At 73.6% G+C, this 21,813-nt stretch carries 24 protein-coding genes and 1 riboswitch; of the genes, 17 read left to right on the forward strand and 7 right to left on the reverse strand.

Features of this window, described 5'->3' with window-relative positions:
• Positions 1-1,645: PEP/pyruvate-binding domain-containing protein (locus tag KJS59_RS17655; RefSeq protein ID WP_249714370.1), on the reverse strand; the 1,645-nt coding region annotated here is incomplete at its 3' end.
• A 428-nt stretch (positions 1,646-2,073) separates the two neighbouring features.
• Here KJS59_RS17655 and dusB point away from each other — a divergent pair.
• The 3 genes from dusB to KJS59_RS17670 all read left to right on the forward strand — a co-directional run bounded on the left by dusB (position 2,074) and on the right by KJS59_RS17670 (position 3,919).
• Entirely contained in the window at positions 2,074-3,189 is a 1,116-nt protein-coding gene (gene dusB / locus KJS59_RS17660; protein WP_283775794.1) for a tRNA dihydrouridine synthase DusB, read from the forward strand.
• A gap of 101 nt (positions 3,190-3,290) precedes the next feature.
• A complete protein-coding gene (locus KJS59_RS17665) occupies positions 3,291-3,539 on the forward strand; it encodes a type II toxin-antitoxin system Phd/YefM family antitoxin (RefSeq protein ID WP_213454015.1) in 249 nt (82 codons plus the stop codon).
• Complete coding sequence (locus KJS59_RS17670; protein ID WP_213454016.1) at positions 3,536-3,919, forward strand: type II toxin-antitoxin system VapC family toxin; 384 nt, start codon at positions 3,536-3,538, stop codon at positions 3,917-3,919. The genes KJS59_RS17665 and KJS59_RS17670 overlap by 4 nt, the downstream gene beginning before the upstream one ends.
• On the opposite strand, the gene KJS59_RS17675 is transcribed toward KJS59_RS17670, so the two are convergent.
• A complete protein-coding gene (locus tag KJS59_RS17675; RefSeq protein ID WP_213454017.1) occupies positions 3,912-4,988 on the reverse strand; it encodes an NAD(P)-binding domain-containing protein in 1,077 nt (358 codons plus the stop codon). The two genes, KJS59_RS17670 and KJS59_RS17675, sit on opposite strands and share 8 nt — an antisense overlap.
• 127 nt (positions 4,989-5,115) lie before the next feature.
• Here KJS59_RS17675 and KJS59_RS17680 point away from each other — a divergent pair, with 127 nt between their 5' ends.
• A complete protein-coding gene (locus KJS59_RS17680; protein ID WP_213454018.1) occupies positions 5,116-5,694 on the forward strand; it encodes an XdhC family protein in 579 nt (192 codons plus the stop codon).
• On the opposite strand, the gene KJS59_RS17685 is transcribed toward KJS59_RS17680, so the two are convergent.
• From KJS59_RS17685 to KJS59_RS17695, 3 genes are all read right to left on the reverse strand, one after another.
• The gene (locus tag KJS59_RS17685; RefSeq protein ID WP_213454019.1) at positions 5,664-7,043 is read right to left on the reverse strand and encodes a glycine--tRNA ligase; all 1,380 of its coding nucleotides are present in this window, start codon (positions 7,041-7,043) and stop codon (positions 5,664-5,666) included. The two genes, KJS59_RS17680 and KJS59_RS17685, sit on opposite strands and share 31 nt — an antisense overlap.
• A gap of 94 nt (positions 7,044-7,137) precedes the next feature.
• A complete protein-coding gene (locus KJS59_RS17690; protein ID WP_306345175.1) occupies positions 7,138-7,734 on the reverse strand; it encodes an Rv0361 family membrane protein in 597 nt (198 codons plus the stop codon).
• A complete protein-coding gene (locus KJS59_RS17695) occupies positions 7,731-8,102 on the reverse strand; it encodes an antibiotic biosynthesis monooxygenase family protein (RefSeq protein WP_213454020.1) in 372 nt (123 codons plus the stop codon). Before KJS59_RS17695 ends, KJS59_RS17690 begins: the two co-directional genes overlap by 4 nt.
• Positions 8,103-8,116: 14 nt before the next feature.
• Between KJS59_RS17695 and KJS59_RS17700 the strand changes: the two genes are divergently transcribed.
• From KJS59_RS17700 to KJS59_RS17725, 6 genes are read left to right on the forward strand one after another with little or no spacing between them, the layout of a single operon-like run.
• Positions 8,117-8,398, forward strand: coding sequence for a hypothetical protein (locus KJS59_RS17700; protein WP_307852676.1), 282 nt, complete (start codon positions 8,117-8,119; stop codon positions 8,396-8,398).
• Positions 8,399-8,447: 49 nt separating this feature from the next.
• Positions 8,448-9,341: a metal ABC transporter substrate-binding protein gene (locus tag KJS59_RS17705; protein WP_213454022.1), complete on the forward strand. Its 894-nt coding sequence runs from the start codon at positions 8,448-8,450 to the stop codon at positions 9,339-9,341.
• Positions 9,338-10,093, forward strand: a complete 756-nt coding sequence (locus tag KJS59_RS17710) for a metal ABC transporter ATP-binding protein (protein WP_213454023.1) — start codon at positions 9,338-9,340, stop codon at positions 10,091-10,093. Before KJS59_RS17705 ends, KJS59_RS17710 begins: the two co-directional genes overlap by 4 nt.
• Positions 10,090-10,962: a metal ABC transporter permease gene (locus tag KJS59_RS17715; RefSeq protein ID WP_213454024.1), complete on the forward strand. Its 873-nt coding sequence runs from the start codon at positions 10,090-10,092 to the stop codon at positions 10,960-10,962. The genes KJS59_RS17710 and KJS59_RS17715 overlap by 4 nt, the downstream gene beginning before the upstream one ends.
• 44 nt (positions 10,963-11,006) lie before the next feature.
• Positions 11,007-11,354, forward strand: a complete 348-nt coding sequence (locus tag KJS59_RS17720) for an ArsR/SmtB family transcription factor (RefSeq protein WP_213454025.1) — start codon at positions 11,007-11,009, stop codon at positions 11,352-11,354.
• The gene (locus KJS59_RS17725; protein ID WP_213454026.1) at positions 11,351-11,779 is read left to right on the forward strand and encodes a Fur family transcriptional regulator; all 429 of its coding nucleotides are present in this window, start codon (positions 11,351-11,353) and stop codon (positions 11,777-11,779) included. The genes KJS59_RS17720 and KJS59_RS17725 overlap by 4 nt, the downstream gene beginning before the upstream one ends.
• Here KJS59_RS17725 and KJS59_RS17730 read toward each other — a convergent pair.
• A complete protein-coding gene (locus KJS59_RS17730) occupies positions 11,764-13,752 on the reverse strand; it encodes an acyl-CoA dehydrogenase family protein (protein ID WP_213454027.1) in 1,989 nt (662 codons plus the stop codon). The two genes, KJS59_RS17725 and KJS59_RS17730, sit on opposite strands and share 16 nt — an antisense overlap.
• A gap of 205 nt (positions 13,753-13,957) precedes the next feature.
• A riboswitch (TPP riboswitch) is annotated at positions 13,958-14,062 on the forward strand.
• Positions 14,063-14,134: 72 nt separating this feature from the next.
• Here KJS59_RS17730 and KJS59_RS17735 point away from each other — a divergent pair.
• From KJS59_RS17735 to KJS59_RS17755, 5 genes are all read left to right on the forward strand, one after another.
• Positions 14,135-14,719, forward strand: coding sequence for an ECF transporter S component (locus KJS59_RS17735; protein ID WP_213454028.1), 585 nt, complete (start codon positions 14,135-14,137; stop codon positions 14,717-14,719).
• Positions 14,720-14,721: 2 nt separating this feature from the next.
• A complete protein-coding gene (locus KJS59_RS17740) occupies positions 14,722-16,140 on the forward strand; it encodes an ABC transporter ATP-binding protein (RefSeq protein WP_213454029.1) in 1,419 nt (472 codons plus the stop codon).
• Complete coding sequence (locus tag KJS59_RS17745; protein ID WP_249714353.1) at positions 16,133-16,957, forward strand: energy-coupling factor transporter transmembrane component T family protein; 825 nt, start codon at positions 16,133-16,135, stop codon at positions 16,955-16,957. The genes KJS59_RS17740 and KJS59_RS17745 overlap by 8 nt, the downstream gene beginning before the upstream one ends.
• Positions 16,958-17,073: 116 nt before the next feature.
• Positions 17,074-18,774 carry a PHP domain-containing protein gene (locus KJS59_RS17750; protein WP_213454030.1) on the forward strand — a complete coding sequence of 567 codons (1,701 nt, stop codon included), beginning with the start codon at positions 17,074-17,076 and terminating at the stop codon, positions 18,772-18,774.
• The gene (locus tag KJS59_RS17755; RefSeq protein ID WP_213454031.1) at positions 18,771-19,277 is read left to right on the forward strand and encodes a hypothetical protein; all 507 of its coding nucleotides are present in this window, start codon (positions 18,771-18,773) and stop codon (positions 19,275-19,277) included. Before KJS59_RS17750 ends, KJS59_RS17755 begins: the two co-directional genes overlap by 4 nt.
• 6 nt (positions 19,278-19,283) lie before the next feature.
• Here the strand turns inward: KJS59_RS17755 and KJS59_RS17760 are convergent, their stop codons facing one another.
• Positions 19,284-20,081, reverse strand: coding sequence for a DUF4097 family beta strand repeat-containing protein (locus tag KJS59_RS17760; RefSeq protein ID WP_213454032.1), 798 nt, complete (start codon positions 20,079-20,081; stop codon positions 19,284-19,286).
• A 157-nt stretch (positions 20,082-20,238) separates the two neighbouring features.
• On the opposite strand from KJS59_RS17760, the gene recO reads away from it, so the two are divergent.
• Entirely contained in the window at positions 20,239-20,994 is a 756-nt protein-coding gene (gene recO / locus KJS59_RS17765; protein ID WP_213454033.1) for a DNA repair protein RecO, read from the forward strand.
• Between the two features lie 18 nt (positions 20,995-21,012).
• Positions 21,013-21,810, forward strand: coding sequence for an isoprenyl transferase (locus KJS59_RS17770; RefSeq protein WP_213454034.1), 798 nt, complete (start codon positions 21,013-21,015; stop codon positions 21,808-21,810).
• Positions 21,811-21,813 lie beyond the last annotated feature (3 nt).

The raw sequence follows: 21,813 nt of genomic DNA on the forward strand, positions 1-21,813 counted from the left end.
TCGCACCGAACCGCCGGGCCCGCGCCGCGTCCGGTCCGTTGTCGGCGTTGCTGCGCACGGCGAGCCGCCGCACCTCGTCGGCGTGGCGCACGATCCGGTCCACGGCCGCCACCAGCGGGTCGTCCTGCGGGCCCGCCTCGCCCTCGAAGTACCGCACCACCGGGGACGGGCAGACCGGCACCTCCCCCAGGTACACCCGCCCGGTACCGCCGTCGATGGAGATGACATCGCCCTCGCGGACGGTCCTGCCGTCGATGGTGAACGTCCCGCCCCGCGGGTCGATGTCCAGCGAGTCGGCGCCGCACACGCAGGTCTTCCCCATGCCGCGGGCGACCACGGCGGCGTGGCTGGTCTTGCCGCCCCGCGAGGTCAGGATGCCCTGGGCGGCGATCATGCCGGGCAGGTCGTCCGGGTTGGTCTCCCGGCGCACCAGGATCACCGGCTCCCCGGCCGCGACCGCGCTGGCCGAGTCGAACACCACCCTGCCCACCGCCGCGCCGGGCGAGGCCGCGACGCCGTAGGCCAGCACCCGGGGCGAGGAGGACAGGTCGAACCGGGGGAACATCAACTGGGCCAGTTGGTCGCCCGTGACCCGGCGCAGCGCCTCGTCCAGGTCGATCACGCCCTCGTCCACGAGGTGGCTGGCGATGGTGAAGGCGGCGGCCGCGGTGCGCTTGCCGACCCGGGTCTGCAACATCCACAGGGTGCCGCGCTCGATCGTGAACTCGATGTCGCACAGGTCCCGGTAGTGCGCCTCCAGCCTGTCCATGATGGACGTGAGCCGGTCGTAGCTGACCTTGTCCAGCCGCTCCAGCTCCTGCAGCGGCACCGTGTTGCGGATGCCGGCCACCACGTCCTCGCCCTGCGCGTTGGCCAGGTAGTCGCCGTAGACGCCGCGCTCACCGGTACCCGGGTCGCGGGTGAACGCCACGCCGGTGCCCGAATCCGGCCCCATGTTGCCGAACACCATGGACACCACGCTGACCGCCGTGCCCAGGTCCGCCGGGATCCGCTCCTGCCGCCGGTACAGCACCGCCCGGTGCGAGTTCCACGACCGGAACACCGCCAGGATCGCCAGGTCCAGTTGCTCGCGCGGGTCCTGCGGGAACTCGCGGCCCGCGTGCTGCGAGAAGATCGTCTTGTACCGGTCGACCAGCTTCTTCAGGTGGTCGACGCCCAGTTCCGCGTCGGTACGCACCCCGGCCGAACTCCGGGCCTCGTCCAGCGCCCACTCGAACTCGTCGCCGGGCACGTCGCAGACGGTCTTGCCGAACATCTGGATCAGCCGCCGGTACGAGTCCCAGGCGAAGCGCTCGTCGCCGGACTGCCCGGCCAGCCCGGCCACGCTCGCGTCGTTCAGCCCCACGTTGAGGACGGTCTCCAGCATCCCGGGCATCGACATCGGTGCACCCGAACGCACCGACACCAGCAACGGGTCCCGCTCGTCGCCGAGCCGCTTGCCGCGCGCCCGCTCCAGCCGGCGCAGGTGCTCGTCCACCTCCGCCCGCAGCGTCACCGGCTCGGCGCCACCCTCCAGGTAGGACCGGCAGGCCGCGGTACTGATCGTGAAACCGGGTGGGACGGGCAGCCCCAGGCGGGTCATCTCGGCCAGGTTGGCCCCTTTGCCGCCGAGCAGGTCCGCCATGTCGCGATTGCCCTCGGCAAAGTCGTACACGAACTTGGGATCCGGCACTGACCACTCCTTATCCGCTGCTGCGCGCTGCCCGCTACGCCGATGTATCCACTGAGCCGCATCGCTAGACGGTGGTTAAGGACGGAGGGTAAGTGGGGGCGGTGACGCTTCGCGACCTTCCGGTGACGAATGGCACAATGCCCAGTTCGATGGGGTTTCTGGGAGCGATACCACGCGCAGTTTCCGTCAAAAAACACCGCCGCAGCGCGCCGCGGGAGCCCGGTACGCCGGCCCAATTACAGATCTTGGTACGGATCATCCGCTTTCCGCCATATTCGTACCAAGATCTCGAATCGGCGGGCGCGCACGCGGCGGGTGCGCGATCAAGGTTGCGAGGCCGGAGGCGGGGGCGCCGGGGGCGGGTGTGGCATTGTCGGAGGGTGGTGTTGCAACTGGGTGGGGTGGCGGTCCGGCCGCCGGTGGTGCTCGCGCCGATGGCGGGGATCACCAACGTGGCGTTCCGGCAACTCTGCCGCGAGCAGGGGGCCGGCGTTTACGTCTGCGAGATGATCACCACCCGGGCCCTGGTCGAGCGGAACCCCCGTACGCTGCGCATGATCGCCTTCGGGGCGGGCGAGCGGCCGCGGAGCCTCCAGTTGTACGGGGTGGACCCGCAGACCGTGCGCCAGGCGGTCCGCATGATCGTGGCGGAGGACCTGGCGGACCACGTCGACCTGAACTTCGGGTGCAGCGTGCCGAAGGTGACCCGCAAGGGCGGCGGCTCGGCGATCCCGTGGAAGCGGCGGCTGTTCGGCCAGATCGTGGACGCGGCGGTCGGGGCGGCGGAGGGGCTGCCGGTCACGGTGAAGATGCGCAAGGGGATCGACGACGACCACCTGACGTTCGTGGCGGCCGGGCGCATCGCGCAGGACTGCGGCGCCGCGTGGGTCGCCCTGCACGCCAGGACCGCCGCGCAGCGGTACTCGGGGCGCGCCGACTGGGCCGCGATCGGCGAGCTGAAGGCGGCACTGCGCGTACCGGTGCTGGGCAACGGCGACATCTGGGAGGCCGACGACGCGCTGCGGATGGTGGCCGGGACGGGCTGCGACGGCGTCGTGGTGGGCCGCGGGTGCCTGGGGCGCCCGTGGCTGTTCGCGGACCTGGCGGCCGCGTTCGCCGGGCGACCCGAGCGGGTGCTGCCGAGCCTGGGCACGGTGGCCGGGGTCATGCGCCGGCACGCCGAGTTGCTGACGGAGTGGCTGGGCAGCGAGCAGGACGGCGTGGTGGACTTCCGCAAGCACGTCGCCTGGTACCTGAAGGGCTTCCCGGTCGGCTCGGAACTGCGCCGGTCCATGGCGATGGCAGCCAGCCTGGCGGAACTGGAGGACCTGCTCGGCAAGCTGGACGCGCAGGCGCCGTTCCCGGCGGAGGTGCTGGGCCGGCCCCGCGGCCGCACCAACTCCCCCGGCCGGGTCATCCTCCCGCAGGGTTGGCTCGCCGACCGCGACGCGGTGGCGGTCCCCGAGGGCGCCGAACTGGACGACTCCGGCGGCTGACCAAGACGATCTTGGTGTGGTGGTCCGGCGAGAACACCGGCGAGGGCGATCGGGGCTGACCGCCCGTGGCCAACATGTAGCACAAGTGCTACGTTTGCCGCGTGAGCGAGGTCGGGCTACGGGAACTGCGGCAGAACGCGAGCGACCTGGTTCGCCGCGCGGAAGCCGGCGAGCGCGTGACGGTGACCGTCGCGGGGCGCCCGGCGGCGGTCCTCGGTCCGGTGAGCCCGCGGGCCTGGCGCCGTTGGGAGGACCTGGCGGATGTCTTCAGGGGTCCGGCGGACGCGGAGTGGGCCGCGGACCGCGCCCTGATCGATGGCTCTCTCGCCGACCCGTGGGAGCCGCGGTGAGCCGGGGCGTCCTCGACACCAGCGTGCTGGTCGCCACGGATGTCGAACCCATCCCGGGCGAGCTGGCCATCAGCGTCGCCAGCCTGGCGGAGCTGCATTTCGGGGTTCTCGTCGCCAAGACCCCCGAGGTGCGGGCCGTTCGGCTGAGTCGCCTCACCGCGCTCCAGCGGCGGTTCGACCCGCTACCGGTGGACGAGGCGGTGGCGGACAGCTACGGGCAATTGGCCGCTCGGGTCGTCGAGACCGGGCGGCAGCCTCGAGCGCGGGTCGTGGACCTGCTGATCGCCGCGACGGCGCACGCGCACGGCGCGGCCGTCTACACCCGAAACGCCGATGACCTGGCGGGCCTGGAGGATCTGGTCACCGTCATCACTATCTAGCCCCGGAGGCGGCCGGACTGGGCCTCAGGGCGTCCCGGAGTTCACGGGCGGCGGCCCGGCCGGCCCGGTTCGCGCCGACCGTGCTCGCCGAGGGGCCGTAGCCGACCAGGTGCAGGCGCGGCGCGGCCACCACCCGGGTCCCGTCGACGCGGATGCCGCCGCCGCGTTCGCGCAGGTTGAGGGGCGCGAGGTGGGACAGGGCCGCCCGGAATCCGGTGCACCAGACGATGGCGTCGGCGGGCCACGCGTCGCCGCCGGCCCACTCGACGCCGGTGTGGGTGAGCCGGGCGAACATCGGGCGGCGGTCCAGGGTGCCCGTCTCCATCGCGCGGCGGACCGTCGCCGAGTACGTGAGGCCGGTGACGCTCACGACGCTCTGCGGCGGCAGGCCGGCCCGGACCCGCTCGTCCACCTTGGCGACGACCGCCCGGCCCTCCTCGGGGCCGAACGGGCCCTCGCGGAAGACGGGTGGGCGGCGGGTGACCCAGAGCGTGTCGGCGGCGACGCCGCCCAGGTCGGCGAGGACGTGCGCCGCCGAGGCGCCGCCACCCACGACCACGACGCGCCGGCCGGCGAACTCGCCCGGGCCCCGGTACTGGGCGTAGTGCAGTTGCCGGCCGCCGAAGCGGCCCGGGTAGTACGGCCAGTACGGGCGCCGCCAGGTGCCGGTCGCGTTGATGACCGCGCGGGTCCGCCACGTGCCGTGGTCGGTGGCGACGATGAGGCGGTCGTCGCCGCGCGACACCGACTCCACCCGTACCGGGCGGTGGATCGGCAGGTCGTACTGCTTCTCGTAGGCGGCGAAGTAGGCGGGCACGGCGACGTTGGCGGGGCGGTCGGTGGAGCCGGCGAACTGCGCCCGGGGCAGGTCGAAGATGCCGTGCACCTCGGCCATCGTCAACGACGGCGAGCGGTGCTGCCAGGCGCCGCCGGGCGCCCGCTCGGCGTCGAGGACGACGAACGACCCGAAGCCCGACCCGGAGCCCGACCCGAAGCCGTAGTGCCGCAGGAAGTAGGCGCTGGACAGGCCCGCCTGTCCAGCGCCGATCACCACGACGTCGACATCCATGTGGGGCACAACCACGCCCGCGCGAATGTCGATCTCAGGCTGTGCCGCCGGTCACGCGCGAGGGCCACCCGCCGAGCGCCGAGATCGGCGGTAGCGGCGACCGGCGGTCGGTGGCAGAGTCGGCGTCGTGGCCGACCCGCATCTCGATCCCGCCTGCGCCGTCGCGCACGGCGCCGCGCCGCCCGGGCCCACCACCCGGGCCCTCGTCGCCGTCTTCGCCTCGCCCGTGGCCCGGCACCTGCTGCACTTCGCCGCGGACGCCGGCTACGCCACCACGCTCGTCGAGCCCGTCTGGGAGCGGGCCGACGGTGCGGCGCACCGGGTGGCGTCCGCGCTCGACCCGTCCTTCCTGGACGGCGACACCGACGTCGTCGTCACCGACCACCACCGGCCCGAGCTGGGCGTGGTGCTGCGCGACGCGCTGGCCTACCGCAGCCGGTGGATCGGCGTGATCGGCAATGTCCGGCACGTCGGGCCGCACGTCGCCGCGCTGCGCGAGCTGGGCGTCCCGGACGCCGAGGTCGCCCGGATCCACCGGCCGATCGGGCTGGACATCGGCTCGAAGACGCCCGCGGAGATCGCGATCGCCACGCTGGCCGGCCTGATCGCCGACCGCAACGGCCGCCCCGGCGGATTCGCCTGGGGGACGCCCGCCGCTGCCGGCGGCCGAGGCGGTCAGCAGCCGGGCAGCCGCTCGATCAGGTAGCGCTCCACCTGGTCCAGGGCGATGCGCTCCTGGGCCATGGTGTCGCGGTTCCGGATGGTCACCGCATCGTCCTGCAGGGTGTCGAAGTCGACCGTCACACAGAACGGGGTGCCGATCTCGTCCTGCCGGCGGTAGCGGCGGCCGATCGCCTGCGAGTCGTCGAACTCGACGATCCACCGCTTGCGCAGGTCCGCGGCGAGCCCGCGGGCCTTCGGGGACAGCTCCGGGTTGCGGGACAGCGGCAGCACCGCCACCTTCACCGGCGCCAGCCGCGGGTCGAACCGCATGACCGTGCGCTTGTCCACGCCGCCCTTGGTGTTCGGTGCCTCGTCCTCGTCGTACGCCTCAAGCAGGAACGCCAGCACCGCGCGGGTGAGGCCGGCGGCCGGCTCGATCACGTACGGGATCCAGCGCTCGCCCTTCTCCTGATCGAAGTAGGACAGGTCGACGCCGGAGTGCTTGCTGTGCGTGGACAGGTCGAAGTCGGTGCGGTTGGCGACGCCCTCCAACTCGGCGAACTCGGTGCCGCCGAACCGGAAGCGGTACTCGATGTCGACCGTGCGCTTCGCGTAGTGGGAGAGCTTCTCCTTCGGGTGCTCGTAGTAGCGCAGGTTCGCCTCGGTCAGGCCCAGGCCGGTGTACCAGTTCCAGCGCTCGGTGAGCCAGTACTCGTGCCACTTCTCGTCGGTGCCGGGCTCGACGAAGAACTCCATCTCCATCTGCTCGAACTCGCGGGTCCGGAAGATGAAGTTGCCCGGGGTGATCTCGTTGCGGAAGCTCTTGCCGACCTGGGCGATGCCGAACGGCGGCTTCTTGCGGGCCGAGGTCTCCACGTTCTTGTAGTTGACGAAGATGCCCTGCGCGGTCTCGGGCCGCAGGTAGTGCAGGCCCTCCTCGCTCTCCACCGGGCCCAGGTACGTCTTCATCAGGCCGTTGAACATCTTCGGCTCGGTGAACGTGCCCTTGTTGCCGCAGTTCGGGCAGTTGATCTCGGTAAGCGAGGCCGGCGGGCGGCCGTGCCTGGCCTCGTACGCCTCCTCCAGGTGGTCCGCCCGGAACCGCTTGTGGCACGCCTGGCATTCGGTCAGCGGGTCGACGAACTCGGCGAGGTGGCCGGAGGCCGCCCACACCTCCCGGGCCAGGATCACGGCGGAGTCGATGCCCACCACGTCGTCGCGCTGCTGGACCATCGCCCGCCACCACTGGCGGCGCACGTTCTCCTTCAACTCCACGCCCAGCGGCCCGTAGTCCCAGGCGGAACGGGTACCCCCGTAGATCTCGCTGGACGGGTAGACGAAGCCCCGGCGCTTGGCCAGGCTGACGACGGCGTCGATACGGTCTGCGGGCATGCGGTCGGCTCCTCCTACGCCGGCTGGCGGCCGGCGGGGATGTCAGGGTGTTGGAACGGTAAGCGTACGGTGACTGGTTTGCCAGCGCACCAGGTTACCTGTCGACTCCGCACACCTCTAAGGTGGCCGTCCGCGAGTCCTGCTCCAGCACGTAGTTGATCGTCGTGCGGCTGCCGGTGTCGTACGAGACCTGGGCCGGCACCTCGATCGGCGTCCGGTTGATGTCGACGTTGCCGAGTTGGTAGGCGGTGACCCGCGGCTCGTTGCGGTGCCGCTCGACGAAGTGCTCCCGGGTCTCCACCCGCCGGGCCCGCGCGCACAGCTGGTCGTAGGCGGCGCCGTAGTCGCCCTGCTGGAGCGCGCCGAGGTACTTGCGGACGGCGGCGTGCGCCTGCTCGTTCACCGCTCCGGGGGTGGTGACCACGAGCCCGACCAGGGCCGCGATGCCGCCGCCGCAGCACAGCAGCACGGCCAGCGCGCCGGCGCCGAGGGCCAACCACAGCCGGGTGGACCGGCCCTCGGTGGGCGGGGCCGGGAACGGCGGCACCACACCCGGGCCGGGTGGCGGTGGTGGCGCGGGCGGCTGCTCGGGGGGTGGCGCGTCGGCGGGGTGGGCCGGTGCCCACGGGTGGGCCGGCGATCCGGGCGCCCAGGGTCCGCCCGGCGAGCCGTACGGGCCGGGTGCGCTCATTCCGCGATCGTAGTTCGCGCGTCGCCGCCGCGCCGACCGTCTTCGGAGCCGGCCCGGTCGCTGGCCATGACGGTCACCGCGCCGCCGGGCGGCGCGGTGGCCAGCTCCTCGAACGCGGACGGCCCCGCCAGCGACTCGGCCAGCAGCGGGGTCGCGGAGACCTTCACCTCGAAGGCGCCCAGCGCCCGCCGGTACGCGCCGACCGATTCCCACTCGGTGAGCAGGCACCACTGCTCCGGCTCGTCCAGCGCCCGGGTCAGCCGGCCGCTCAGGTACCCCGGTCGGGCGGCGAGCGCGGCGAGGGCGGTGTGCGCCCGGCCCACGAACGCCTCCTCGTCGGCGACGACGAAGCGGTTCACCACGAGCACGGCCGGCCCCTCCGGTGCGGTTGAATGTGTTCTCCACTGTACGGATGGGGGCGAGGCCGATGTTGGCGAGGCTGGCCCGGGTCAACCGGGTCGTCGCGTTCGGGGTGACCGTGCTGCTGGTGCTGCTCGGGCTGTTCCTGCCGGGGATCGTGGGTGGCCTGGTGCTCGTGGTGCTCATGGGCGCCCTGCTCGCCCTGATGACCCGGACGTGGCCGGTGACCCCGCCGCAGACCCGCGTGCTGCGGGTGGTGATCCTCGCCGTACTCGCGCTGGTCACCCTGGCGAAGGTCATGTAGACACATGCGCTTTTGACAATCATTCTCATTATCGTCGACAGTTGTCGGCATGCCGAACCGTTCCCTGCGCGCCGCCGCGCTCGCCCTGCTCACCGCCGCCGGCCTGGCCGGCTGCACCGCCACCGCGTCGGTCACGGGCGACCGGGTCGCCGTGATCACCGCGTTCTACCCGCTCCAGTTCGTGACCGAGCGGGTCGGCGGGGACGCCGTGTCGGTGGACAACCTCACCAAGCCCGGCGCCGAGCCGCACGACCTGGAGTTGAGCCCCAAGCAGGTGGCCCAGGTCACCGACGCCGACCTGGCCGTCTACCTCAAGGGCTTCCAGCCGGCGGTGGACGACGCGGTGGGCCAGCGCGACGCCGGCAAGAACCTGGACGTCGCCTCGGTCCAGCCCCTGAACGCCGCCCCGCCCGGCGAGGAGGGCGGGTTGGACCCGCACGTGTGGCTCGACCCGGTGCGGCTCGGCGCCATCGCCGACGCGGTCGCCACCCGGCTCGGCGAGGTCGACCCCACCCATGCCGCCGACTACACCGGCCGCGCCGCGGCGCTGCGCGCCGATCTGGGCAAGCTCGACGCCGAGTACGCCGCGGGGCTGGCGAACTGCGAGCGGCACGAGATCGTGACCAGCCACGCCGCGTTCGGGTACCTGGCCGCCCGGTACCACCTGACGCAGGTCGCTCTCTCCGGGCTGACCCCCGAGCAGGAGCCCTCGTCCCAGCGGCTGGCCACCGTCGTCGAGCAGGCCCGCGCCCACCACGCCACCACGATCTTCTTCGAGACCCTGGTCAGCCCGAAGGTGGCCGAGGTGATCGCCAAGGAGGTGGGCGCCAAGACGGCGGTGCTGGACCCCATCGAGGGCCTGGAGCCGGGTGACTCGGGCGATTACCTTTCGGTGATGCGCAGCAACCTGTCCACCCTCCGCACCGCACTGGGCTGTTCATGAGCGTTTTAGCGGTCCGCGCCGGCGTCGTCGGGTACGGCGACCGGGCGGTCCTGCACGGTGCGCACCTGAGCGTCGAGGCCGGCGAGGTGGTGGCGCTGCTCGGGGCGAACGGGTCCGGCAAGTCCACGCTGATCCGCGCCTGCCTCGGGCTGGTGCCGCTGGCCAGCGGCGAGATCCGCCTGTTCGGCACGCCGCTGCGCCGGTTCCGGCAGTGGCGCCGCATCGGGTACGTGCCGCAGCGGCTGGGCGCGGGCGGCGGCGTCCCCGCGACGGTGGCGGAGGTGGTCGCCTCCGGCCGCCTGGCCCGCCGGGGGCTGCTGCGCCCGCCGCGCGGCGCCGATCGCGCCGCGGTCGGCGCCGCGCTCGCCGCGGTCGGCCTGGCCGACCGGTCCGGGGAGCCGGTGAGCACGCTCTCCGGGGGGCAGCAGCAGCGCACGCTGATCGCCCGGGCGCTGGCCGCCGAGCCGGAACTGCTGATCCTGGACGAGCCGACCGCCGGGGTGGACGCCGGCAGTCAGGCCGCGTTCGCCGGAGCGCTGGGCGAGTTCGTCGCGGGCGGGGGCACGGTGCTGCTGGTCGCGCACGAACTCGGTCCGCTGAAGCCGCTGATCACCCGGGCGGTGGTGGTGCACGAGGGGCGCCTGGTGCACTGCGCCGAGGTGCCCGACCCCGCCGGCCACCACGCCGACCCGGCGCACGAGCACGTCCACCCGCACGCGCCAGCCGAGGCCTCCGGGATGTGGGGGGCGTGACGATCTTCCAGTACGACTTCATGATCCGCGCCGTGATCGGCGCCGCGATCACCGGACTGGCCGCCCCGGCGCTCGGCGTCTACCTGGTCCAGCGGCGGATGTCGCTGATCGGGGACGGCATCGGGCACATCGCGCTGACCGGCGTCGGCGTCGGCCTGCTGACCGGCAACTCCCCGGTGCTGACCGCCGTCGTGGTGGCCGCGCTCGGCGCGGTCGCCGTGGAACTGGTCCGCCAGCGCGGGCGCACCTCCGGGGACATCGCCCTGGCGCTGCTGTTCTACGGCGGCATCTCCGGCGGCGTGTTCCTGGTCGGCCTGTCCGGCAGCAAGACCAGCACCAACCTCATCGCGTACCTGTTCGGCTCGCCGATGACCACCTCCCGGTCGGACCTGACGGTGATGGCGGTGCTCGGTGCGGCGGTGCTCGCCGTCGCCCTGCTGCTGCGCCCGTGGCTGTTCGCCCTCTGCCAGGACGAGGAGTACGCCCGGGTCAGCGGGCTGCCGGTGCGGTCGCTGAACCTGCTGCTCGCGGTCGCCACCGCGGTCACCGTCACGGTGGCGATGCGGGCGGTCGGCCTGCTGCTGGTCAGCGCGCTCATGGTGGTACCGGTGGCGACGGCGCAACTGGTGGCGCGCGGGTTCCGGCAGACCATGCACCTGGCCATGCTGCTCGGGCTGGCGGCGGGCGTGCTGGGCATCACCGTCGCGGGGCAGTACGACACGGCGCCCGGAGCCACCGTCGTCCTGGTCGCCATCGCCGGCTTCGCGCTGGTGAGCCTGGCCGGCGGCGCGCTGCGCGCGCTGCGCCGGGTGCGGGTGCCCACACCCGACCCGGTCGCCCAGGTGGAGCCGCCCGACGTGCTGCTGTAGCGCCGGCGGGTCGGTCGCCTCGCCGGTTGGCTACGGTTGCGGGTATGAGACCCGGTGGATTCCAGGCGTACGAGGCCGCGAGCGACCTGCTGCGCGCGCTCTCCGCGCCGATCCGGGTCGCGATCGTGACCGAACTGGCCAGCGGCGAGCGCTGCGTGCACGAACTGGTGGAGGCGCTCGGCGCCCCCCAGCCGCTGGTCTCCCAGCACCTGCGGGTGCTGCGCGGCGCCGGCGTGGTGCGGGGCACCCGGCGCGGCCGGGAGATCGCCTACGTGCTGGTCGACGAGCACGTGGCGCACATCGTCGCGGACGCGGTGAGCCACGCCGGTGAGGCGCCCGCCCCCACGGCCGCGGCCGTGGGGGCTACTGTCCCCGGCCGGGAGGTGCGGTGACGAACGAGAGCACGGTACGCAACACCCGCCAGCGCAGCGCGGTGAGTTCCCTGCTGGGCGAGGTCGCCGGCTTCCACAGCGCCCAGGAACTGCACGCGATGCTGCGGGAGCGGGGTGAGCGGGTCGGCCTCACCACGGTGTACCGGACCCTCCAGGGCCTCGCGGACGCCGGTGAGGTCGACGTGATGCGCCCGCCCGGCGGCGAGCACCTCTACCGGCGGTGCAGCGAGGGTCACCACCACCACCTGGTCTGCCGCGGCTGCGGCCGGACCGTCGAGGTGGCCGGCCCGGCGGTGGAGAACTGGGCGGAGAAGATGGCCGCCCAGCACGGCTTCGTCCAGGTCAGCCACACCATGGAGATCTTCGGCACCTGCCCGGAGTGCGCCGCGGGTGCGGGACCGGGAGCGGTTCAGCCGCCCGGCTGAGCCTCGCCCGGCGTCGCACCGCCACTCTCCGCCGGTGGCGGGATCCGGCGACGCATATCCGGGACGGTGGCGGGGCCCGGCTCCCAGTGCGCCACCCACGGCGCGTCGTCCGCCGGGATGACCACGCCGTCCTCGAGCCACGCGTACCGGCCGGCGAGGATGTCCTTCGCGGCGGCCGAGTCCGCGGCGTCGGTGTTGCGGAACAGGTGGGCGAACAGGTCGTCGGCGCGCTCGCGGGCCTGGCGGCAGAACAGGTCGGCCAGGTCGACCCCGTCGGGACGGGTGTGCCGCTCGGCGCGGGCCCGGACGCAGACCGCGGAGATGGCGAACAGTTCCGCGCCGATGTCCACGATGCGCCCGAGGAACGCCTGCTTGCGCTCCAGCCGGCCCTGCCAACGGCTCATCGCGTAGAAGGTGGAGCGGGCGAGCCTGCGGGAGGCGCGCTCCGCGTACCGCAGGTGGGTGGCGAGCGGGCCGAACTCGCCGAAGCCCATCGGCGTCTGCCCCCTGCCGACGGCGAGGGTGGGCAGCCACCTGGCGTAGAACGCGCCGGCCCGGGCGCCCGCCCGGGCCCTGCGGCCCGGTCCGGCGTCCGGGTCGATGATGTCGCCGGCGACGGCGAGGTGGGCGTCGACGGCCTCCCGGGCGATCAGCAGATGCATGATCTCGGTGGAGCCCTCGAAGATCCGGTTGATCCGCAGGTCGCGGAGGATCTGCTCGACGCTCGCGGCGCGCTCGCCGCGGTCGGTCAGGGAGGCGGCGGTCTCGTAGCCGCGGCCGCCGCGGATCTGCACCAGTTCGTCGGCGACCCGCCAGGCCAGTTCGCTGGCGTACAGCTTGACCAGCGCCGCCTCGATCCGGATGTCGTTGCGGTCGTCGTCGGCGAGCAGGCAGCACAGGTCCAGCATGGACTCCATGCCGTAGGTGGACGCGGCGATGAAGGCGATCTTCTTGGCGACCGCCTCGTGCCGGCCGACCGGGCGCCCCCACTGGACCCGGTCGGCGGCCCAGCCGCGGGCCACGTTCAGCGCGAACTTGCCGGCGCCGACACACATCGCGGGCAGCGAGAGCCGGCCGGTGTTCAGGGTGGTGAGCGCGATCCGCAGGCCGCGCCCCTCGGCGCCGATGACGTTCTCGTTCGGCACGAACACGTCGTGGAACCGGGTGACGCTGTTCTCCAGCCCGCGCAGCCCCATGAACGCGTTGCGCCGCTCGACGGTGATGCCCTCGGACTCGCCCTCCACCACGAACGCGGTGATGCCGCCCCGGCGCCCCGCCCCCTCCGGCACCCGGGCCATGACGACCAGCAGCGAGGCGACCGTGCCGTTGGTGGCCCACAGCTTCACGCCGTTCAGCAGGTAGCCCCGCCCGTCGGGGGTGGGCGTGGCGGTGGTGTGCAGGCGTGCCGGGTCGGAGCCGACGTCGGGCTCGGTGAGCAGGAACGCGGAGACCTCGCCGGCGGCGAGCCGGGGCAGGTAGGTGCGCTTCTGCTCGTCGGTGCCGAACAGCTTGAGCGGCTGGGGCACGCCGATTGACTGGTGCGCGGACAGCAGCGCGCCGATCGCCGGGCTGGCCGAGCCGACCAGCATCAGGGCGCGGCAGTAGTCGCGGTTGCCGAGGCCGACGCCGCCGTACCTCGGGTCGATCTTCATGCCGAACGCGCCGAGCCGGGCCAGGCCCTGGAACACCTCGTCCGGAATGCGGGCGTCCCGCTCGATCGCCGCACCGTCCACCTCGGAGCGGGCGAACGCGCCGAGCCGGTCGAGGAAGTCCTCCGCGTCCGGGACCGGCGGGCGGGCCGGCCAGGGGTCGATCAGGTCGAGGTGGAACCGGCCGAGGAACAGTTCCTTGCCGAAGCTGGGCTTGCGCCACTCGGATTCGCGGGCCGCCTCGGCCACCTGCCGGGCCTCCTTTTCGGAGACCTGCGCGCCCGCGCCGGGGTTCTGGCTACCGGGACTCCGGGTCGTGGTCATGGCAACCCCCAATGACACCGCTGACCCCTCCAAGTTACCGAAAGGTAATACCCGGCGACAGGGGTCTCCACCGCCCGGGTCGTGCTCGCCGGCGGACCAGACGGTCGGGCGCGCGGAACGGGGCGGCGCAGGCGCCCGCGGGCAAAGCGTGCCGCGGATCACGGCGCCGCGGGGTTGCGGGATGTTAGCGTCCGGGGAACAACTTCATATCCGACAGGGGAGCGCACAGCGCTGAGAGTGCGGCGGCAGCCGCAGACCCTCGAACCTGATCTGGGTAATGCCAGCGCAGGGAGTTCGGTCGATCTCACAGCCGCGCCGCCGTCCGCCGAGCGGGCGCGGCGCCGCGTCTCTTCCTGGTTCGCGCGAGCTGGGAGGAACAGCCATGACACCACCCTTATCCAACCGCTGGCGGACCGTCGACATCGTGGTCGCGTCCGTGCTGGCCGTCGCCTTCGGCGTCATCTTCTGGGCCTGGGGCCTGCTCTGGAACGGTCCGGCGGACGCGATCCCGCTGCCCGGCCGGGCCCTGATCTACGGCGCGTGGCTGGTGCCGGGCGTGCTCGGCGCGCTGGTCATCCGCAAGCCCGGTGCCGCGTTCTACACCGAGACGCTCGCCGCGATCGTCTCGGTCGCGCTGGGCACGAGCTGGGGCTGGACGCTGGTGATCCAGGGTCCGATCGAGGCGCTCGCCGCCGAACTGGCCTTCGCCATCTTCGCGTACCGGTCGTACCGGGCACCCGTGGCGCTGCTGGCCGCCGCCCTGTCCGGGTTCGCCGCCGCCCTGTACGACAAGGTCGTCTGGTACTCGGAGTACGCCTGGGGCAGCTTCGGGATCCCCTACATCCTGCTGACCGTGGTCAGTTCCGTGGTCGTCGCGGGCTTCGGCGCGCTGGCGCTGATCCGGGCGCTGGCCCAGACCGGGGTGCTGGACCGGTTCCCGGCCGGGCGCGAACGCGCCGCCATCTGAGCGTGGCCGAGGTACGCCTGGCCGGCTTCGGCTGGCGGCACGCCGGCCGGCGTGCCTGGGCGCTGCGCGGGGTGGACCTGCGGATCGGCGCCGGCGAGCGGGTGCTGCTGCTCGGCCCGTCCGGCGCCGGCAAGTCCACCCTGCTGGCCGCCCTGGCCGGCCTGCTCCCCGAGGACTCGGGTGAGCGGGCCGGCACGGTCGAGGTGGACGGCCTGGAGCCGCGCAAGGCCCGGGAGCGGGTCGGCATCGTCTTCCAGGATCCGCAGACCCAGCTCGTCATGGCCCGGGCCGGCGACGACGTGGCGTTCGGGCTGGAGAACCGGGGCGTCCCGGCGGAGGAGATCTGGCACCGGGTCGACGCCGCGCTGGACCTGGTGGGCTTCCCCTACGGCCGGGCCCGGGACACGTCCGCGCTCTCCGGCGGCGAGCAGCAGCGGCTGGCCCTGGCCGGTGCGCTGGCCCTGCGCCCGGGGCTGCTCCTGCTGGACGAGCCGACCGCGAACCTGGACCCGGCCGGCGCGGACCTGGTCCGCGCGGCGCTGAGCCGGGCGACCGGTTCGGGCGGCACCACGATGGTCCTGGTGGAGCACCGGGTGGCCGAGGCGCTGCCGCTCGTCGACCGGGTGGTCGTGCTGGAGCCCGGCGGCGGGGTGCGCGCGGACGGCCCACCGGAGCGGGTGTTCGCCGAGCACGGCGACCGGCTGGCCGCCGAGGGCGTCTGGGTGCCGGGTCGCCCGCTCCCCCGGCGTCCGCCTTCCGGCACCCCGGGCGAGGTCGTGCTGACCACCACCGGGGTCGGCTACACCTACCCCGGCGCCCCGGCGCCGGCGCTGTCCGATGTGGACCTCGAACTGCGGTCCGGCGAGGCGCTGGCGGTGCTCGGTCCGAACGGGGCCGGCAAGTCGACCCTGGCGCTGCTGCTGGGCGGGCTCGCCGCCCCCACCCGGGGGCGCGTGGCGGCGCTGGGCGAGCCCCGGCCCCCGCACCGCTGGCCGGCCCGCGCGCTGACCGCCCGCATCGGTTCGGTCTTCCAGGACCCGGAGAACCAGTTCGTCACCGCCCGGGTCGCGGACGAACTGGCCCTCGGCCCGCGCCGGTTGGGGCGCCCCGCCGCCGAGGTCAGCGCCATGGTCGACGAGTTGCTGGCCCGGCTGCGGCTGGAGAAGCTGGCCGGCGCCAACCCGTACACACTGTCCGGGGGCGAGGCGCGGCGGCTGAGCGTGGCGACGGCGCTGGCGACGGCGCCCCGGGTCATCGTGCTGGACGAGCCCACCTTCGGCCAGGACCGGCGCACCTGGAGCGAACTGCTGCACCTGCTCGCCGACCTGCGCGACCAGGGCCACGCCCTGGCCGTCGTCACCCACGACGCCCCCCTGGTCGCCGCCCTCCACGCCCGCCGATCTTGGACTTGTGGTGGGTGACGACCGCCCCGAACCGGGGCACGGCGGGCAGCAGGACGCCAGGATCGGCGGGCCGTTGGGGCAGCGGAATGCGCTGGCGAAGGTTGGGGCGGCGGTGCTGTTCTCGGCGCCGCTGCTGGCCACCGTGGACCCGGTCACGCCCGCCCTGGGGATCGCCGTCGAACTGGCCGTGGTGCCGCTGTTCGGCGTCCGCTACCGCACGCTGGCCCGGCGCGCCTGGCCGCTGCTGCTCAGCGCGGTCGGCGTGGTCACCACGCTGGTGCTGTTCGCCGCCGAGCGGACCGGTGCGGTGCTGGTCCACCTCGGCCCGCTCGCGGTCACCACGGGGGTGCTCATCACGGCGCTGGGCCTGGCCCTGCGGATCGTGGCGGTGGCGTTGCCCGGCGTCCTCGTCTTCGCCACCATCGACCCGACCGAACTGGCCGACGCGCTGACCCAGCACGCCCGCGCCCCCCACCGCTTCGCGATCGGGGCGCTGGCCGCGTTCCGCCTGGTCCCGCTGATGGGGCGGCGCTGGCAGGCGCTGACCCTGGCCCGGCGGGCGCGCGGGATCGAGGCCGGGCGCAACCCGGTCGCCGCCGTGCGGCTGTTCGCCTCGACGGCGTTCGCGCTGCTGGTCGGCGCGATCCGGCAGGGCACCCGACTGGCCGTGGCGATGGACGCCCGGGGCTTCGACGCCGGCACCCCGCGCACCAGCGCCCGGCGGTCCCGGTTCGGCGGCGCGGACGTCGCGCTGCTGCTCGCCGCGGCGCTGGCCGGGGCGCTGGCGCTCGCGGTCAGCGTGCTACTGGGGACGTTCCGCCCGTTGATCGGCTGACCACACCCGAGCCCCGGCGGGCGCGGCGCGGCGCCACCGCCGATGACCCATGCGATTTCCCGCATCGGACGCCCGCGCGTCACCCGCGGTTCGCGCGGCGCCGCGAGATTGGCGGCATGGGTCACGATCATCACCACCATCACCACCCGCACCCCCATCCCCACGAGATCGACGCGGATCTCCCCCCGGCGCTCGACACCTCGGTACCGGACTCCGAACTGTCGCCGTCGGACGTCTCCCGGCGTGGCTTCCTGCGCGGCGCCGGGCTCCTCGGCGCCGGGGCCGCGGCCGGCATGACCGGCGTCTTCTCCGTCCCGGACGTCGCGCACGCGCAGGGGCCCGCCGTGCAGGCCGGCAAGCTGCAGTGGCTCGCCGGTGACCACCACATCCACACCCAGTACAGCTCCGACGCGATGTACCGGGTCGTCGACCAGGCCCGGCACGCGCGGGCGTACGGGCTGGACTGGATGGTCATCACCGACCACGGCAGCGCCACCCACGCGAAGATCGGCGTGGACAAGGTCCGCCCGGACATCCTCGCCGCCCGCGACGACCTGCGGGAGCTGCTGATCTTCCAGGGCCTGGAGTGGAACATCCCGGCCGCCGAGCACGGCACGGTCTTCGTCCACCCGGGCAAGAACGAACTCGCCGTACTGAAGGAGTTCGAGAACGCGTACGACGGCGCGGTCACCAACACCACCGACCCGGGCGCGGCGAACGAGGCGCTGGCGGTGGCCGGCATCAAGTGGCTGGGCGAGGCGGTCCGGCGCCGGCGCATCGACGGGGCGCTGTTCCTGGCCAACCACCCGGCGCGCCGGGGCGTGGACTCGCCGCACGAGATCCGCGCCTGGCGGGACGCCGACCCACAGGTCGCGGTCGGCATGGAGGGCGCCCCCGGTCACCAGGCCGCCGGCATCCCCAAGCCGCTCGGCCCCGGCGGCGGGCGCGGCGCGTACGACAACAGCCCGTCCGCGGCGAGCTTCCCCGGGTACCCCCTGGAGAGCTACCGGACCTGGGGCGGCTTCGACTGGATGACCTCGACGGTCGGCGGCCTCTGGGACAGCCTGCTGGCCGAGGGCAAGCCGTGGTGGATCAGCGCCAACTCGGACTCGCACACCGTCTGGCTGGAGAGCGCCGTGCGCGGGCCGGGCGACTTCGCCACCGACGGCCGGTACGGGGACCCGGTGCACGGCACCAGCCTGAACACCGGCGCCAGCGACTTCTGGCCGGGGTACTACAGCCGCACCCACGTCGGCGCGACGACCGCCACGTACCGGGCCGTGATGGACGCCATCCGGGACGGCCGGGTCTGGGTGGACCACGGCGGGCTCATCAAGTCCCTGGACGTGCGGGCCCGCGAGGCCGGCAACAAGGGCCGCAACTCGGACACTCCGCTCGGCGGCGTGCTGACCGTGCGCCGGGGCACCGCGGTCGAGGTCACCATCGAGATCGACCTCGCGGACCAGCCGAACTGGGCCCAGTTCGTCCCGGCGCTGGCCCGGGTGGACGTGATCGCCGGCGCGGTCACCGGCCCGGTCAGCGACCCGGACGCGTTCACCACGCCGCGCACCAGGGTGGTCAAGTCGTTCGAGGTCTCCGCCCACACCGGCCGGGTCTCGTTCACCCACAACTTCGGCCGCGTGGACGAGCCCTTCTACCTGCGGGTGCGGGGCACGGACGGCAACCGCGGCCAGGCCGGGCTGATGGGCGCGGCGGTGGACCCGTTCGGACCGGCCATGGACCTGTCCGGCGACGCCGACCCGTGGCAGGACCTCTGGTTCTACGCCAACCCGATCTGGGTGCTGCCGACCACATGACCGTTCTCGGCATCAGCCGCGGGCACGCCACGCCGGCCGCGGCCGAGCACTGGGTGTACGACCTCGTATCCCCGGCCGGCCGCGGCGGCGTGGTCGCCTGCACGCACCTCGTCCGCGCGCCCCACCCGCACGTGGCCGTCAGCATCGAGGGCCTGGCCGGCGCACCGGCCGAAGCCGGCGACCCGGCGCTGGCCGAGGCGGCGGAGCTGGCCGCCGCCGCGCACACGGCCCGCACCGGCGGCCGGGCGGTGCTCTACCCGGGCGTGGAGCTCCTGGTCGGCACCCTGACCGTCGCGGACCTGCTGGCGGCCAGCGCCATCGAGCGGGTCACCGTCATCGGCGGGCCACCCGCCGCCCCGGACTCCCCCGTGCGCACCCGGGACTTCGTCCGCCCGCAGTGGATGGACGGGCGGCTGACGCTGGTCACCACGCCGGTGGCCGGCGGCGGCATCGCGCCGTTCGAGGTGCCGAACCCGACGCCCTGCTGCGCCGACCACGCCTGACCCGGGTCACGCGGTGATGTTGCGGACCGTGATGTCGCCGCTGCTCGTGCTCAGGTCGAGCAGGTAGGGGCTGGTCGAGTCGATCGGCACGTCGATGGACTTGGTGCCGCTGTCCGCGCTCGCCTGCACCCGGTACCCCTGCCGGCCGACCGGGATGTCCAGCGTGATCCCGCCGCTGTCGACGACCGCCTGCACGTTGCCCGCGGCGGCCAGGCGCACCTCGATCCGCCCCGAGGACGCGTGCAGGACCGTGCGCGGCGAGCGCACCGCCCGGGCGGTGATGTTGCCCGAATCCACCCGGATATCGAGATCCTTCTCGGTGCCGTTCACCTCGACGTCGCCGGACGAGGCGGTCACCCGCACCACCCCGGTCGACCCGTCGACCAGCACGCTGCCCGAGTCCACCCGCAGATCCACATCGGACACGTTGGTCAGGCGCACGTTGCCGGAGCTGCTCTCGCCGGTCACCCGCACACCCTGCGGCGCACGGATGTCGTACGAGATCCCGCACCGCCAGCCGCAGTCCGTGGAGACCACGAGGATCGAACCCTCCAGGTGGAACGGGGTGGTGTCGTTGCGATCCCCCGCGTAGTGCACCTCGCGGTGGATGTGCGTCTTGCCGTCCTCGGATGGCAGGACGGTCACGTTGCCGCTGCCCCCGCCGCTCAGCCGGATCTCGGTGACCGTCGCCGATTCGGTGCTGTCGACGCTGAACTGGGCGTTCTGAAAGGCGCACCCGGCGAGGCCGGCGACCCCGGCGGCGAGAACGACGGTCATGACTGCGGCGCGGCGAGCTCTCGGCATGGACCGCACGTTACGGCCCGGCCGCCACACGCGTATCCGGACTCACCACCGAGCCGCCCCGGATACGCGACCCTGAGCGCTATCAGGGTCGGTGCCGCGCTGGGGGTCGGTGCCGCTCCGGGTCAGTGCCGCCCCCAAGGTCGGGCATGATGGGAGGGTGCCCGGGATGCGCCGACCCCTCTACCGCGACGACGCGGTGGTGCTGCGCGTGCAGAAGCTGGGCGAGTCCGACCGGATCATCACGCTGCTCACCCGCCGGCACGGCCGGGTCCGGGCGGTCGCCCGGGGGGTCCGGCGCACGATGTCCCGGTTCGGGGCCCGGCTGGAGCCGTTCGGCCACGTCGACCTCCAACTCGCCGGCGACCCGCGAACCCCCGGCCTGCACACGGTCAGCCAGGTCGAGGGCATCGACCTGTACGGCGGAAGCTTCCTCGCCGACTACCCGCGGTACACGTCCGCCTCCGCGATCGCGGAGACCGCCGAGCGGCTCACCCCGGTCGAACAGGAGCCGTCCCTGCGCCTGTTCCTGCTCACGCTCGGTGCGCTGCGGGCGCTCTCGCTCGGCGAGCACGCGCCGACCCTGGTGCTGGACGCGTACCTGCTGCGCGCCATGGGCATCGCCGGCTGGGCGCCCGCCCTGCGCGAGTGCGCGGTCTGCGGCACCCCCGGCCGGCACGGCGCGTTCTCGGTACCGGCCGGCGGCTCCGTCTGCCCCGACTGCCGCCCGCCCGGCGCCGCCCACCCCGCCCCCGACACGGTCGAGTTGATGGCCGCGCTCGCCGGCGGCGACTGGACCGTCGCGGACTCCTCCGCCACCGGAGTCCGCCGGGAGTGCAGCGGCCTGGTCGCGGCGCATCTGCAATGGCACCTGGAGCGCGCGCTACGCTCGCTGCCGCTGGTCGACCGTGCCTGAACCGGGGGTCCGTAACTGATGAAGCGTCGTCAACCCGTGGCGCCCACGCCCCACCCCTCCGGCGCCCGGCCGCCGCAACTGCCCGCCGGCGCACTCCCCCGCCACGTGGCGATCGTGATGGACGGCAACGGCCGCTGGGCCAAGGAACGCGGGCTGCCCCGCACCAAGGGGCACGAACAGGGCGAATACTCCCTGTTCGACACCGTCGAGGGCGCCATCGAACTGGGCGTCCCGTACCTGTCCGCGTACGCGTTCTCCACCGAGAACTGGCGCCGCTCGCCGGAGGAGGTCCGCTTCCTCATGGGCTTCAACCGGGACGTCATCCGCCGCCGCCGCGACCAGCTCATCGACCTGGGCGTGCGGGTGGTCTGGTCCGGCCGGCCCGGGCGGCTGTGGAAGTCGGTGATCAGCGAGTTGACCACCGCCGAGGAGATGTCCCGCGGCAACAGCACCCTCACGCTCCAGTTCTGCGTGAACTACGGCGGCCACGCCGAGATCGCCGACGCCACCGCCGCCATCGCCCGCGACGTCGCCGCTGGCCGCCTGCACCCCGACCGGATCAGCGAGAAGACCATCGCCCGGTACCTGTACCACCCCGAGGTCCCCGACGTGGACCTGTTCCTGCGCCCCTCCGGCGAGCAGCGCACCTCCAACTTCCTGCTCTGGCAGTCCGCCTACGCCGAACTGGTCTTCCTCGACACCCTCTGGCCCGACTTCGACCGCCGCCACCTCTGGTACGCCTGCGAGCTGTACGCGCAGCGCGACCGCCGGTTCGGTGGTGCCCTGCCGAACCCGGTGGCCCCGCCCGCCTCCTGACGC

The organism is Rhizomonospora bruguierae, from assembly GCF_018397995.1.
Taxonomy (GTDB): Bacteria; Actinomycetota; Actinomycetes; order Mycobacteriales; family Micromonosporaceae; genus Rhizomonospora; species Rhizomonospora bruguierae.

Bases quoted from the DNA above. Each gene is read 5' to 3' on its own strand.
- KJS59_RS17675 (WP_213454017.1), bottom strand. From the start codon at position 4,988: ATGGATGTCGACGTCGTGGTGATCGGCGCTGGACAGGCGGGCCTGTCC.
- KJS59_RS17685 (WP_213454019.1), bottom strand. From the start codon at position 7,043: ATGCCCGCAGACCGTATCGACGCCGTCGTCAGCCTGGCCAAGCGCCGG.
- KJS59_RS17690 (WP_306345175.1), bottom strand. From the start codon at position 7,734: ATGAGCGCACCCGGCCCGTACGGCTCGCCGGGCGGACCCTGGGCGCCC.
- KJS59_RS17705 (WP_213454022.1), top strand. From the start codon at position 8,448: ATGCCGAACCGTTCCCTGCGCGCCGCCGCGCTCGCCCTGCTCACCGCC.
- KJS59_RS17710 (WP_213454023.1), top strand. From the start codon at position 9,338: ATGAGCGTTTTAGCGGTCCGCGCCGGCGTCGTCGGGTACGGCGACCGG.
- KJS59_RS17720 (WP_213454025.1), top strand. From the start codon at position 11,007: ATGAGACCCGGTGGATTCCAGGCGTACGAGGCCGCGAGCGACCTGCTG.
- KJS59_RS17730 (WP_213454027.1), bottom strand. From the start codon at position 13,752: ATGACCACGACCCGGAGTCCCGGTAGCCAGAACCCCGGCGCGGGCGCG.
- KJS59_RS17735 (WP_213454028.1), top strand. From the start codon at position 14,135: ATGACACCACCCTTATCCAACCGCTGGCGGACCGTCGACATCGTGGTC.
- KJS59_RS17750 (WP_213454030.1), top strand. From the start codon at position 17,074: ATGGGTCACGATCATCACCACCATCACCACCCGCACCCCCATCCCCAC.
- KJS59_RS17755 (WP_213454031.1), top strand. From the start codon at position 18,771: ATGACCGTTCTCGGCATCAGCCGCGGGCACGCCACGCCGGCCGCGGCC.
- KJS59_RS17760 (WP_213454032.1), bottom strand. From the start codon at position 20,081: ATGCCGAGAGCTCGCCGCGCCGCAGTCATGACCGTCGTTCTCGCCGCC.
- KJS59_RS17770 (WP_213454034.1), top strand. From the start codon at position 21,013: ATGAAGCGTCGTCAACCCGTGGCGCCCACGCCCCACCCCTCCGGCGCC.